Here is a 13,535-nt window from a genome sequence, read left to right on the forward strand (position 1 = left end):
CGCAAGATATTGGTTTTAGCGACGTCATATATTCCCACTACCCAATGGCACTCGGCGCATTTGCAACTACCCCACTAAATGTCGGTGAAATATATACAACGTTTGTTAATTTCGGCACAGCTACTAATGTAAGCCTATTCCAGCGTATAATTATTGATGGGCGAGACGTGCCACTGACAGGCAAGAGTGGCGAGCAACTATTTAGCAGGCAAACTGCTTATGATGTGATGAAAATTATGCAAGATGTATCTGTCTATGGCACAGGTGCGAGTGCGGGGCTACCCAAAGGAGTGGCAGCAAAGACTGGCACGAGCGATGAAAGTAGCGACCTGTGGACGGTAGCAATAGCATACCCATATATTGTGGTGCTCTGGCTAGGCTATGATGGAGCAAATGCCCTATTACAAAATAAGAGTGGCGGGGACGTTGCCGCACCAGTGGTGGCAGAGTTTCTCAAAAACTACTTTGGCATGGATGCACAGTTTCAGATACCAGAACCATGACGCTAGTCCGCTGAAGTTTATCTCAGCCACCGCCGATGAAACGGATGACCTCCATAGTGTCTCCATCGTTGAGCACGGCGTTCTGGTATGTGCCACGCTCTAGTATTGTGCCGTTGTGTTCAATCGCCACTGCTGCAGGTTTAATGTTTTGTTCGTTCAGCAGGCTTTCTACGGTTGTTCCGCTTGTTATTTCGTGCTCCTCGCCGTTCAGTGTTATAAACATATCATTTCAGAGGAATAGTCAACTCCCCGTCCTCCTTCTGTATATAGATTTTGTCGTCTCTATGCTTATTATTATATATTACATATAGCTTTATATCTTTATCCAGTGGCGGGGTTAGTGTATTGGAGCGTGTGGAATACATATATTTGCAACCATTTGCTAATTCATTTACGCACACTAGTCCGCTCAAATAGTTGTTCCGTACCCGCAGGTATAGGTTTTCTCCGTCAAATATTCGTATCCTGCCATAGTCAAATGTTTTAAGTCCAAACTCAGCCGCAATCGGTAGCATATCATATACAAAGCTAGAACGCATACCTTGATAGAATATCTCCGTTGCATTATCGGTCTTCAGTATATACCCCTTTGCTGACGGTGGCAATACGGGAAAGCGTAGCACATTATCGGGTTGAATTGGCAGCATCGGCAGTATAAATATTGCAAGGCTTGCCAGCCGAAACCGAGTGCAAACTAGTATTAGTGCTATGGCGGTGGCTATAACCAAGAGCGGTAAGGGTGGTTTAGAAATGAACAGCGTATGCCAGCTAATATCAGTAAGCCAATTGATTAACCAGTTTGCAAATCGCTCAGTATAGACGAGTGCCGGTGCAGTGATAGCAGGCATAATGAGTGCAAGCAGTCCTAGAGCCATTTGTAGCCATACAATCGGGGTAAATATTGTTGTGGTAATTATAGATAGCAGGTTTGCTGTGCCGAAGTAGTATAACTGTAGTGGCAAAGTGAAAACGGATGAGGCGATTCCCATTGCTATAATCCCTTTTACTAGACTGTATCGTTTGTTAAATACTATCAATATCCCTAGCACTGCGCTGAATGAGAGCAGGAACGATATAGAATATAGATTATTCGGTGATATTAGGATTAGCGAGCCTGCGAGAAAGGCTAATAGCTTTACACTGCTGACTTTCAAGTCTAAAAGATAGGCGAACATGTAGGCTAGCGGGAATAAAACGGAGCGTTGAACCGTCACAGCAAAGCCCGATAGCGGTATTAAAAGTGGCAACACGATAATGCATGGTATCAGGCGTAACTTTTTTGGCAGGAATGAAAAGAACAAGAGCAGTCCGCCTGTGAGGACGGCTACATGGAAACCTGACATTGACAATAGATGTGCCAACCCTGTGATAGTGAACTGGTCGTTTATGCGCGAGGGAATATAATCTCTAACAGCCAATATAAATGCGGGTGTTGTGTTGATACGTCCGCCAGTAGCTGCTACCATCATAGCTGCACGTTCCTGTCTTAGTCCTAATAGCCTGCTAATAATAGGTATGCGATAGCGACTTGTCTTATTCCATAGTAAATCGCCAGTTTGCACGGATTCTATCCCCTCAAAGTTTTTAACGAAACCATTGGTTGTGCGTAATGATATTTTTTTGTTGGTATCTTCAACGTCCAGCACAAATGCGGAGTGGGTGCTCACATATTGAAATATTAGAAACAGCGGCACGATAACAAGTGCCTGCTTGGGCTTAAAGAACGATATTATAATAACAGTCGTTATTATAAGCCATAGCCAGTGGTGGGTTGGGTTGTAGTGGACAATAAATGAGGCTAATGTGGCAGAGAGTAGATAAGCGTAGGGGCTATACCTTCTGAAAAGTTCCCTATTCAATAGAGCAATACTCAAAAGCCTAGTGATTCGCCCACTATGATAACCTTTATGCGTTTTGCGGGGCTACACATACGCACAATAGATATTTGATTACAGATGCACTCGTCTGACTTGCAATCAAAGCATGCACCTTTTGTCACGCATGGGGTTTTGCGCTCAGGGAAACGCTGAGCATTTATCGGCGCAGCGGTATTTCTCGCGCGTGATATAGCGTCATCAAGCGTTTTAGCTACTTTATTTATACCAACTATCACTATAACACTGCTAGGACCAAATGCCAGTGCCGCAATTCTATTGCCGTTGCCGTCAATATTAACAAGTTCGCCACTTTCGCTCATAGCATTAGTTCCCATTATAAATGTATCGCAGTGGAGGGCGTTTTTCATTAGTGTCCATCGTTCTTTAATATCTTTAGCCGTGTCGCGGTCTATCACCTTGTTGCGTTTCTTGACTGCATCTATCAACCCGATTTCGTCAGCCGATGTCGCACCGCCCCAGCTAACAACGTGCTCAGCAGGTATCAACGATATTGCAGTATTCAATGCCGCCACCCTATCTTTTGCGTAGTGGGCATCAAAGCCACGCTCCTTGAGCATTGCTACAAGTAGCGGAGCAAACTTTTCATTACGTGCATCAAATGGTGTTGACATAGTTCAGATACTATATCATTTTATATGGGAAGTCAATAGAAATTAGTTTGAGAATAGCAGAAGTTTTAGGATAGCTAAAATGTTTAAGCCTCATCAACAGACTGCTTGATTTCTTTTAGCTTTTGTATTATAATGTATGCTCATTGTGGAGGCATAAACTTATATGGCAATACACGAATACCGCTGCAGCAAGTGCAGACATACTTTTGAACAAATAGAGTCTATTACAGCGGAGGCTCATACGGTCGCCTGCCCTAAGTGCAACGGGGAGGCAGAGCGTATAATATCACATTCGGCATTTCAGCTGAAAGGTTCTGGCTGGTATTCATCGGGTTATGAGAGCAAACCAGCTGCTAGTTGTCCTAATGCAGACACTTCATCAAGTTGCAGTGCTTGCGCAGCAGCTACGGGTGCAGACAAGTAAAGCATTATGGCTACCACCATTAAGTTTCCCGCTAACATCGCTGATAGGGCTAATACGATTTTATTAGAGACGTATAAGCTTTCGGCTGACAAATACACTATCAGCACAGAGCGCAATGGAGTCACTACGGTTGTCGTTACGGCGGATGATTTTGCTTATCTGCCGAAGCCTATTATTGAAATGTCAGAAGACAAGATGATAGCTTATCTTACTCTATACCCTGCGGTTGGGAATAATGTTAAGCTGGCAGCTATTGAGGCTATTACAGATTCAATAGATTATTCAGGGGTTAAATTTGGCATAAATAAAGGACTAGTGTCTGATGCAGCACTGCTTCACCAGCAGGGGATTATACTAGAGCGTCATTTAGTGGCAGAGGGGATACCTGTGGTGAATGGGAAGGATGCCGCTCTGATGATGCACTTTGTATCTGCACAGGTGGGCAAACCTAAGGTATCTGACGGAGGCAACGTAGACTACAAGAGCCAGTCCGATATCATACAGGTGAAAGAAGGCGATTTACTTGCCACAAAACGCCCTATAATGCCTGGACATGAGGGAACAGACGTGACAGGTATGAAAGTAAAGCCGCTAGAGGGGAAAGAAATAACGCTAGAAATTGGCGAGGGGGTTATTGTTGACCCTCTGGGCACTCATTATAAGGCTAAGTGGGACGGTTATCTTGAATATTCTGAAAATAAACTTGCCGTGCATAAAGTCTTTGTGGTTCAGCGAAATGTTGACTACTCAACTGGCAACGTATCATTCAAAGGAACGGTTCACATAAAGGGAGATGTGTTATCGGGCTTTAAGGTAGAGGCAGGGCAGAACGTGATAGTGGACGGATTATGTGAGGACTGCGAAATAGTTGCTGGTGGCGATATTGAGATAAAGGTAGGTATCAAGGGTAGCAAGGAGAATCGCTTTTTAGCTGGTGGCAATATAACGGTGGGCTACGCCGAGAGTGCCAATATGTGTGCTAAGAATGACATCAATATAAAGAAATATGCTTATAACTGCGATATGGGTGCTGGGGAAAAGATTATTGCTAACACCAATGACGGCATTATAGCCGGCGGCAAGATAAAAGCGTTTCAAGAGGTATTTGTAAAACAGCTTGGCACGCATGGCAACTCTCAATTTACTGTGTCTGTGGGGACAAAGTATTATATTGACCAAGCCATTGAGAGTTTGCGTAAGCAAAAGAAACTTTTAGGTGAGACGCAGAAGGAAATGGACGAAGTTTTAGGCAAACTGCCCACGTTGAAGCCAGAGGTAGCTAATAATAAGAGTGTAATGCACTTGCAAGATATACGGCGTGAGCTAGCCTCTATGATGCCGGAGATTAGCGATAAGGCTGAGGCGTTGGGGCGCTCAACTAAAGCGAGTGAGCCACACATAAAGGTGTTAGGGAAGGTGTATGACGGGCTTACGGTGAGTTTTTTTGGCAACAAAACGTCAACGGTGCATGAGAAACGTGAAAATTTAGTTTTTTATATGGACGCAAAATACGATGAAGTTGCATGGATTAGCCTGAAAGATGTTGCCAACGATATGTTTGGCTAGTATAAAAAAAATAAAAAAAAGTGTTGACTTAGTGATTTTTATGCACTATACTAGCTATCCCGCCTGAGAGGGCGGGTAGATTTTTGTTTGCTATTTGGCAATTGAATAGGGTAGAAAGAGAGAGGAGAGCGGACTGCAATGAAGCGAGTCAAGCTATTCATGCATAGCGATATGTATGAGTCAACAAAATAAAAGCAAGCTACAAAGGGCGCGTAGAGGATGCCTTGGCAATGAGAGGCGATGAAGGACGTACTAGACTGCGAAAATCTACGATGAGCTGTCAAGGAGCGATTAATCGTAGGAATCCGAATGGGGCAACCCGGTGACGTGAGTCATCACCCGAAAGGGAGCGAACGCGGGGAAGTGAAACATCTCAGTACCTGCAGGAAGAGAAAGTAAAAAACGATTCCGTAAGTAGTGGTGAGCGAAAGCGGAAGAGCCTAAACCGATGTCTAAGGATGTCGGGGTTGCGGGAGCGGCATAAAGTGAGCTGGAAGCTAGAGGAACTGTCTGGGAAGGCAGGTCAGAGAGGGTGAGAACCCCGTACTTGAAAGTGGAAGGTGAGCGAGCCGATGTCCCAAGTACCTCAGGAAACGTGGGGTCCGGGGGGAATCAGTGAGGACCATCTCATAAGGCTAAATACTACTCATTGACCGATAGTGAACGAGTACCGTGAGGGAAAGGTGAAAAGAACCCCTGTTAGGGGAGTGAAATAGAATCTGAAACTACGTGCCTACAAGCGGTCGAAGCAGAACTTCGGTTTTGTGACGGCGTGCCTTTTGCATAATGAGCCTGCGAGTTATCATATCCAGCGAGGTTAAGGCGTTAGCTGAAGCCGAAGGGAAACCGAGTCTGAATAGGGCGTCAGTTGGATGTGGTAGACCCGAAACCAGTCGATCTATCCATGCGCAGGTTGAAGCGGCGGTAAGACGCCGTGGAGGACCGAACCGGTTAAGGTTAAAAACTTTTCGGATGACGTGTGGATAGGGGTGAAAGGCTAATCAAGGCTGGTGATAGCTGGTACTCCCCGAAATGTATTTAGGTGCAGCCTCGTGTGATGAGTAATAGGGGTAGAGCTCTGTTAGTGCTAAGGGCCGTACAGGTTACTGACCATTGACAAACTACGAATACTATTATGTTAGCACGGGAGTAAGACTGCGGGTGAGAAGATCCGTAGTCGAGAGGGTAAGAGCCCAGACCGTCAACTAAGGTCCCTAAATTTTTGCTAAGTGGTAAAGGATGTGAAGATAGTGAGACAGCCAGGAGATTGGCTTAGAAGCAGCCATTCTTTAAAGAAAGCGTAACAGCTCACTGGTCTAGTGTCTTTGCGCCGAAGATATAACGGGGCTAAGCAAAATACCGAAGTTACGGATTTATACCTTAGGGTATAAGTGGTAGGGGAGCATTCCACTCAGCGGTGAAGGTCATCTGTAAGGGTGGCTGGAGCGTGTGGAAGGGAGAATGCAGGCATGAGTAGCGATAATATATGTGAGAAACATATACGCCGAAAGTCTAAGGTTTCCACCGGCAGGGTAATCCGCGGTGGGTTAGTCGGACCCTAAGATGAGCCCGAGAGGGGTAGTTGATGGGAAACAGGTTAAAAGTCCGTACTGACATAACGTCGTTAACACGATGCGGTGACGGAGAAGGTTATGCGAGCCGGTTATTGGATTCCGGTTTAACAATGTAGTGTGTGTTCTTGATAAGTCCGGAGCACGTTAAGCACGAGGTTGGTACACGAGCTGGGCAACCAGCGAGTCGCAAATACCATGCTTCCAAGAAAAACCGCTAAGGAGATGTTATGTTATCCGTACCGCAAACCGACACAGGTAGACGGGAAGAGAATTCTAAGGCGTTTGAGATAACTCCGGTTAAGGAACTCGGCAAATTGTCACCGTAACTTCGGGAGAAGGTGAGCCTATTGTACGTGAAGCGCGCACGCGTGGAGCGGAAGTGGGTCGCAGAAAAGAGGCCCAGGCGACTGTTTATCAAAAACATAGCACTATGCAAACTCGTAAGAGGAGGTATATGGTGTGACGCCTGCCCGGTGCTGGAAGGTTAATAGGAGATGTGCGAGCATTGAATTGAAGCCCCAGTAAACGGCGGCCGTAACTATAACGGTCCTAAGGTAGCGAAATTCCTTGTCAGGTAAGTTCTGACCTGCACGAATGGCGTAACGATCTGGGCACTGTCTCAACCGGGGACTCAGCGAAATTGCAGCAGCTGTGAAAATGCAGCTTTACCGCAGCGGGACGGAAAGACCCCGTGAACCTTTACTATAACTTGGCAATGATATTTGGCATATTATGTGTAGGATAGGTGGGAGGCTATGAAACGTGTGCGCTAGTATACGTGGAGCCGTCGTTGAAATACCACCCTTACTGTGCTGACTATCTAACCTAGGCTTAGTGTATAAGCAGGGACATTGCCAGGCGGGTAGTTTGACTGGGGCGGTCGCCTCCGAAAGAGTAACGGAGGCGTGCGAAGGTACCCTCAAGTTGGTTGGACACCAACTGTCGAGTGCAAAAGCATAAGGGTGCTTAACTGTGAGACTGACGAGTCGAACAGATACGAAAGTAGGCTTTAGTGATCCGGTGATACCGAATGGAAGGGTCATCGCTCAACGGATAAAAGGTACTCCGGGGATAACAGGCTGATTCCTCCCAAGAGTTCATATCGACGGGGGAGTTTGGCACCTCGATGTCGGCTCATCACATCCTGGGGCTGTAGCAGGTCCCAAGGGTTCGGCTGTTCGCCGATTAAAGTGGTACGCGAGCTGGGTTCAAAACGTCGTGAGACAGTTTGGTCCTTATCCGCTGTGGTCGTAAGAGAATTGAAGAGATTTGTCCCTAGTACGAGAGGACCGGGATGAACGAACCGCTGGTGTGTGGGTTGTTGCGCCAGAAGCATCGCCCAGTAGCCAAGTTCGGAACGGATAACCGCTGAAAGCATCTAAGTGGGAAGCCGGCTCTAAGATAATTTCTCTCTAACGTAAGTTACTAAAGGTCCCTTCTAGACTAGGAGGAGATAGGTTGGGTGTGTAAGCACTTAATAGGTGTTGAGCTAACCAATACTAATAGACCGAGCGGCTTGTTTATTTCAAGCTAACTATATTCAAAGCGGTTCCGCCTCTCTTTTCTCTTGCTACCCTATTCGGTGAAAATTTAATAGCGTAGGATTCTTTATTTGCTTTAAGGATTCCTTGTGACTATAACGGAGATGTTACACCTGTTCCCATCCCGAACACAGAAGTTAAGCTCTCCTGTGCCGAAGATAGTTGGTAAAGATAATGCCTGCGAAAATAGGTCGTTGCAAGGATTTTTATCATCCCCCTCATTCGTGAGGGGGATTTTTATGTTATAATCCCCCTTATGTTAAATATACCTACCATGCCCACATTGTTAGTAGCGGCTGTGCCGATAGATACTAATTTCAGTATTCTTGACCCGCGTCTTATGCTGGCGATAGGCTCGGCAGAGCTACTTATAGCAGAAGAACGCAAAAATGCCGTTCGTCTACTGGCTAGCTGTGGGCAAGCGAACAAACCGTTTATTTTAATCAACGAACACTCTACTGCCGGTGACCGCGCAAACGCACTAAATATGATTCTAAAAAACAAGATAACAGCTTTTGTGTCAGACGCGGGCACACCATGTATAGCCGACCCTGATTATGTGTTGGTAGATATGTGTATAAGGCATGGTGTAAATATTCGTGCGATTGCGGCATCATCTAGTATCACCGCAGCACTTAGCGTATCGGGCTATCCAGCTAGCACTTTCAGCTTTCTGGGTTTCCCTCCGAGGCGGGTAGAGGATAGAGATACATTTTTTAATAGGCTAGCAGGGTTGCGACAGACGGCGGTATTTTTAGAGCGACCTTATGCCTTAAAACGAACATTAGAAGATATGAAAGGCTTTGATAGGCAAATATCACTATCAATAGCACTTGGCAAGCCGAATGAGCAAAATATTCGCGCTCTGGCAAGGGATATGCTACCACAAGTTGCGAGGCTAAAAGAAACGTTCGCTGTGGTCGTCCCAGCCAAATTATAGAAATATGCATATTATTCCAGTTTTGACAGGTCCCACAGGAGCAGGCAAATCTAGCCTATTATATGGACTGCATGAAGATGGACTACACTTTGAAGTTGTCAGCGCAGATGCCTTTCAAGTGTATAAACGTTTTGATATAGGCACTGCAAAACCATCTGCTAGCATTAGACGCGAACTACCGCATTATTTGGTAGATATAGTGGAGCCTGCGGATAGTTTTGATGCGGGGGATTTTGTTAAATGTGCTGAAACAGCTATTGCAGATATTTTAGCACGTGGAACTGTGCCAGTGGTTGCAGGCGGAACCTTCTTCTATATAAAAGCTCTCTGTGATGGGATATTTAACGCTCCACCCGTTAGTTCAGATATCCGTGCCGCCATAAGAGACCGAATTGCACACGAGGGCAGTGCTAAACTATACGCCGAGCTATTGGAGATTGACGTTGAGTATGCGAAAAAGATTCACGAGCATGATATCGTCCGCATTGCGCGTGCGTTGGAGATATACCAAGCAAGCGGCATAACGTTCAGTGTGGCGCACAGGCAGTTTCATCAACCGCCTAAATATCAGTATAAGATAATCTCACTTGATAAAGAGCGTTCAGTCCTTTACAATGACATAAATAGTAGGGTTAGACAGATGTGCGCTGATGGCTGGCAGGACGAGGTGCGGGCACTACTCGCTAGCGGAATAACTACTGCGATGCCAGCATTTAGGGCACTTGGGTATAGAGAAATAGCAGAAACTATTACTAGCGGGCTATCGCTGGATGTTGCAATAGAGCGAATAGCGCAGAAGACGCGCAACTATGCTAAACGGCAACTCACGTGGGCGCGTAATATGTATGGTGTCAGTATGCTTGATATAGGGGAAGCAAGGGGATTGATATGCGAGCTATATTCATCTTTTATTTTATGATTATTTTTGCTGGGCTTGTTCATGCCGCAGAGGAGCGCATTATCATGGTAGATAGGTGTGAGATGAAGGTTATTGTGGTGTCTCGCCCCGCCGAGTTGCAAAATGGGCTTTTAGGTCAGACGGAGCGAACCTTTCACTATGATGGCATGCTCTTTGCTATGCAGCGAAATGGGCGCAAATATTTCCACACGATGGGGATGCGCATGAATATACGGCTTGTCGGCGTAGTTCAGCTATCAAATGGCGACTATAGCACTATTGGTAGCGTTATCAAGGGCACGTCTGGACTGAAAGAGATAATAATAGATGCACCCGATGTGCTAGAAATACCAGAAAACAAATGGACGATGTATTTTCAACGTTGCATTAAAGCTAAAGCGCAACGCTAGGGGGTGAACTGAAAAAGTTAAGAATTTTCTAAAAATTACCCTTGACATGCTATCACGATACGGGTATAAGGGTATCTATCGTAGGATATGAGAGTATATATATCTTATCCAAACTGGTTGGAGGGGTTTGTTATGGGAGCATCTTATGAAAGGTAAGCCAGCGATAAGAAACCTACTTCTGTTTGTTTCAGTTTCAATATTCTTACTTGCGGGTTGCGCAACTCCTAGTAGAGAGGGGGTGCTTTATTTTAGTCAAGGGATAACGGATGGGGTGAAAGCTGACGATTGGCATACCGATGGTGAATATGGTCCTGAAGAAATAAATTATGTCGGGGTTGATGCAACAATATATATAACAGAATATATAGGGCTTGGCGTGGGTGTATCAATGACTTATGAAAAAGATATTTTCAGTGGCAATATCCCACATACTGGGGGCAACGAGTTTAAGTTAGACCGTTTAACACGTGTGGTTGCGCCTGTTACCCTTGTTTTAAGTTATCCAGTGGCTGATTTCTTTGATGTTTATGCTGGTGTTGGTTGGGCTTATGGTTATGATACATTAAAATTTCGTAAGATTGCTAGCGATGGCACTACTGAATATTCTTTATCAGACAGATACAATGCTATTGTGTGTGAGTATGGCGTAAGATTTTATATTAAAAATATTTCTATCGGAGTTGGTGCTAAATATATTAAGGGACATTCTAATTTACTTTCTGGAGATGAAGATGATTGGGAAACTCGCCCATTTGATACGACTATTGATTCATGGGGCTGGGTTTACGGTGCATCAATAGGGTCGGCATTTTAGGAAGGTATAAGTATATGAGATTAAAATGGCTACTGGGCAATTTGGTATGGATTAGTTGAGAAAAATTACTATGTTAAAACGAGGATTATTGATTTTAATAGCATTATTACAACTTGGTTGCATGCATGCTAGTGGTGACAGGCATCCTGTTGGTGTCATATATGTTGATGAAAACCTAAAAGGTATTATTGGCAGACACTATGCAGCTGTGGAATATAATAACGAACTGCTTGTGGAAGTTATGTTTTATGGAATGCAAGACAGATTTTTGCAAGAAGAGAATGCATGGATAACGTTAGCGTTTCGTAGACGTGACATTAGACAACTTAAGGGCAAGTACACTTTTGACACCAATGCCGTCAAAATAGATATAGGCGAATTAAAGGTCAGAAAGGCTAGTCCAGAAAATAAAGGAGCGGTGTTTAACCTGACAGAAATGTTAAATAACAACCCGGACGCAGTGGTGTTTGTTGAATATGCCGTGTCGGTTGATAAGTTATTGCTATTCAAAGACAACAAATTAATAAAAAGACCGTTTATTGCGAGTACTAACGAGTGCCCCCCTCCTCAACTCAGATATATTAAGTTTGCTAATGAACCTCTCTTTTTGAATAAAACAATTCTTATATGTCATGCAAACCTGTTGAAGAACCCTATCAAAGTGATAGGCACATTCACAATTTTGGGCATAGATAAAGATGGAGTTGCCATACAAGCTGTGAATGTTGGCAATAGTGATGAACGTTTGAAGAGACGCATTCTTGGCTATCTCTTAATGCCTGACTGATATGAACAGAAATAGAATTGAACGCTTTGTTGGACTATTTTTAGTAACCGTTATATTTTCAGGTTGTGCGGTTATACATACCCCTCATATGAAATCAGCGAATAAAATGAGTGGGGCAAAAATTTCTGCAAATAACTTTTCTTGGAGCAGCGTTTCCTTTTGGGGGGTTGCTATTCTTCTGTTTTCTAATGATGGAGAATGTCAATTCAATGCAAATAGGTCAATAAATGTAGTTTTGCCTAATGGTTATGATACTAGTAAAGCGGTGGCATCTATGATACTGGTGGGTGGCACAAGAATTGATGGCAGACTCATAGCACATAGAGTTGGCAAATCTACTACTGAGCTGGAATATTACTTTCCGATATCCTGTGCTGATGGACATCTAGCTACTTTTATACTAAAGGGTGCAATTATGAACGAGCAACTTATGCCAACAATAGGAGTAGAAATAATTTACAAGGAAACTATTTGGAATATCTTGGAAATCCGAACAATTGGATATAAAAAATATTAGTGTATTTGCAAATACGAGGTTAAGAAATGATTAAACATATTCAATCCCGAAGTGCTGTTTTCTCTGCTGACCGCGCAGGTTCAAAGCTGCTAGTTGGTGGCGATATGATTGCTGACAACTACACAGCGTCTGCAATGAACACTAACGAGAATGTGAGTGGCAGTATTACAATAAGAGAATTTGCCGATACAGAGAGCACAGAAATTACAGAGGGCACTGTATTCGGTGGAACCGTTGAAGATACCCATAGTGATTCTATGGATAGACTACTAAGGCATTTTGGTATGGACTAACCTAATGAGGACAAGTAGTATGTTAAAACACAATTTTGGGTGCCTTGTTATAGCGATTTTAACGACCACTATGCTTTTAGGTTGCTTTCCAAGATATAGTTCTGTATGGACATATCAGACGCTCGAAAACAACAAACATATAGATGCTGATACAAATAATTTCTTTTCAGATATTATTTTGCCTTTAGGAGTTGCCACTATTGATATAACTAACGAAGGGAAATGTCAATTTAGCGATAGCAGGTCAATAACAGTGCTTTTGCCCAAGGGGTACGATAGCAGTAAAGCTGTATCATATATGACGCTGGCGGGTGGCACAAAAATTGACGGTAAGCTTGTGGCATCTAATGTTGGTTACGGTGCATCCAAAAATATTGGTATTAGTCTATCTACCACTAGGCTGGAGTATTATTTTCCAATGTCTTGTGCGGATGAACATCATGCCATTTTCACGCTAAATGGCATAACAGTGGATAATCAGCCGATATCTTCAATAGAAATGGAAATGATTGACTACAAGACTGTTTTAGATTTGCCAAATCCAGATGGGGTAGCTAGAGCATACAAGCGGTATTAACACGTTAAGCAAGTATGAGGTTAAAAAATGACTACTGGGCAATTTTGATATGGATTAACCTAAAGGAGTATTTGTGTTCAAACGATATTTATTGATTTTTGTGGTGTTATTGCAATTTGGCTGTGCTTTTCGCACGGTCAGTCTACCTGCTGATGTAATATACATAAATGAAGACCTAAAGG

14 protein-coding genes and 2 rRNA genes are annotated in these 13,535 nt (G+C 43.9%); 13 read left to right on the forward strand and 3 right to left on the reverse strand.

From position 1 onward, the window contains the following. Window positions 1-503 (forward strand): penicillin-binding transpeptidase domain-containing protein (locus AC1MDJ_RS04705; RefSeq protein WP_479689801.1); only part of this gene is annotated, 503 nt, incomplete at its 5' end. Between the two features lie 22 nt (window positions 504-525). On the opposite strand, the gene thiS is transcribed toward AC1MDJ_RS04705, so the two are convergent. The 3 genes from thiS to AC1MDJ_RS04720 are packed head-to-tail and all read right to left on the reverse strand — an operon-like array spanning window position 526 to window position 3,012. After that, entirely contained in the window at window positions 526-726 is a 201-nt protein-coding gene (gene thiS / locus AC1MDJ_RS04710) for a sulfur carrier protein ThiS (protein WP_479689802.1), read from the reverse strand. Between the two features lies 1 nt (window position 727). After that, complete coding sequence (locus tag AC1MDJ_RS04715) at window positions 728-2,362, reverse strand: ComEC/Rec2 family competence protein (RefSeq protein WP_479689803.1); 1,635 nt, start codon at window positions 2,360-2,362, stop codon at window positions 728-730. Between the two features lie 11 nt (window positions 2,363-2,373). Then, complete coding sequence (locus AC1MDJ_RS04720; protein WP_479689804.1) at window positions 2,374-3,012, reverse strand: lactate utilization protein; 639 nt, start codon at window positions 3,010-3,012, stop codon at window positions 2,374-2,376. 163 nt (window positions 3,013-3,175) lie between these two features. On the opposite strand from AC1MDJ_RS04720, the gene AC1MDJ_RS04725 reads away from it, so the two are divergent. From AC1MDJ_RS04725 to AC1MDJ_RS04780, 12 genes are all read left to right on the forward strand, one after another. Continuing rightward, window positions 3,176-3,436 carry an FmdB family zinc ribbon protein gene (locus AC1MDJ_RS04725; protein ID WP_479689805.1) on the forward strand — a complete coding sequence of 87 codons (261 nt, stop codon included), beginning with the start codon at window positions 3,176-3,178 and terminating at the stop codon, window positions 3,434-3,436. A gap of 6 nt (window positions 3,437-3,442) precedes the next feature. Continuing rightward, window positions 3,443-5,002, forward strand: coding sequence for a FapA family protein (locus AC1MDJ_RS04730; RefSeq protein ID WP_479689806.1), 1,560 nt, complete (start codon window positions 3,443-3,445; stop codon window positions 5,000-5,002). Between the two features lie 192 nt (window positions 5,003-5,194). Further along, window positions 5,195-8,100, forward strand: a 23S ribosomal RNA gene (locus AC1MDJ_RS04735). 102 nt (window positions 8,101-8,202) lie between these two features. Next, a 5S ribosomal RNA gene (gene rrf / locus AC1MDJ_RS04740) occupies window positions 8,203-8,320 on the forward strand. Between the two features lie 71 nt (window positions 8,321-8,391). Then, a complete protein-coding gene (locus AC1MDJ_RS04745; protein WP_479689807.1) occupies window positions 8,392-9,057 on the forward strand; it encodes an SAM-dependent methyltransferase in 666 nt (221 codons plus the stop codon). A gap of 4 nt (window positions 9,058-9,061) precedes the next feature. Next, window positions 9,062-9,976, forward strand: coding sequence for a tRNA (adenosine(37)-N6)-dimethylallyltransferase MiaA (gene miaA / locus AC1MDJ_RS04750; protein ID WP_479689808.1), 915 nt, complete (start codon window positions 9,062-9,064; stop codon window positions 9,974-9,976). After that, window positions 9,973-10,365, forward strand: coding sequence for a hypothetical protein (locus AC1MDJ_RS04755; RefSeq protein WP_479689809.1), 393 nt, complete (start codon window positions 9,973-9,975; stop codon window positions 10,363-10,365). The genes miaA and AC1MDJ_RS04755 overlap by 4 nt, the downstream gene beginning before the upstream one ends. Window positions 10,366-10,510: 145 nt before the next feature. Further along, window positions 10,511-11,179, forward strand: coding sequence for a hypothetical protein (locus tag AC1MDJ_RS04760; protein WP_479689810.1), 669 nt, complete (start codon window positions 10,511-10,513; stop codon window positions 11,177-11,179). 121 nt (window positions 11,180-11,300) lie between these two features. Further along, window positions 11,301-11,966 carry a hypothetical protein gene (locus tag AC1MDJ_RS04765; protein ID WP_479689811.1) on the forward strand — a complete coding sequence of 222 codons (666 nt, stop codon included), beginning with the start codon at window positions 11,301-11,303 and terminating at the stop codon, window positions 11,964-11,966. A gap of 1 nt (window position 11,967) precedes the next feature. Then, window positions 11,968-12,483, forward strand: coding sequence for a hypothetical protein (locus AC1MDJ_RS04770; RefSeq protein ID WP_479689812.1), 516 nt, complete (start codon window positions 11,968-11,970; stop codon window positions 12,481-12,483). Window positions 12,484-12,509: 26 nt separating this feature from the next. Next, window positions 12,510-12,776, forward strand: coding sequence for a hypothetical protein (locus AC1MDJ_RS04775; protein ID WP_479689813.1), 267 nt, complete (start codon window positions 12,510-12,512; stop codon window positions 12,774-12,776). 19 nt (window positions 12,777-12,795) lie between these two features. Further along, window positions 12,796-13,353, forward strand: a complete 558-nt coding sequence (locus AC1MDJ_RS04780) for a hypothetical protein (RefSeq protein WP_479689814.1) — start codon at window positions 12,796-12,798, stop codon at window positions 13,351-13,353. Window positions 13,354-13,535: the final 182 nt, after the last annotated feature.

This window comes from Candidatus Termitispirillum reticulitermitis (assembly GCF_054655775.1).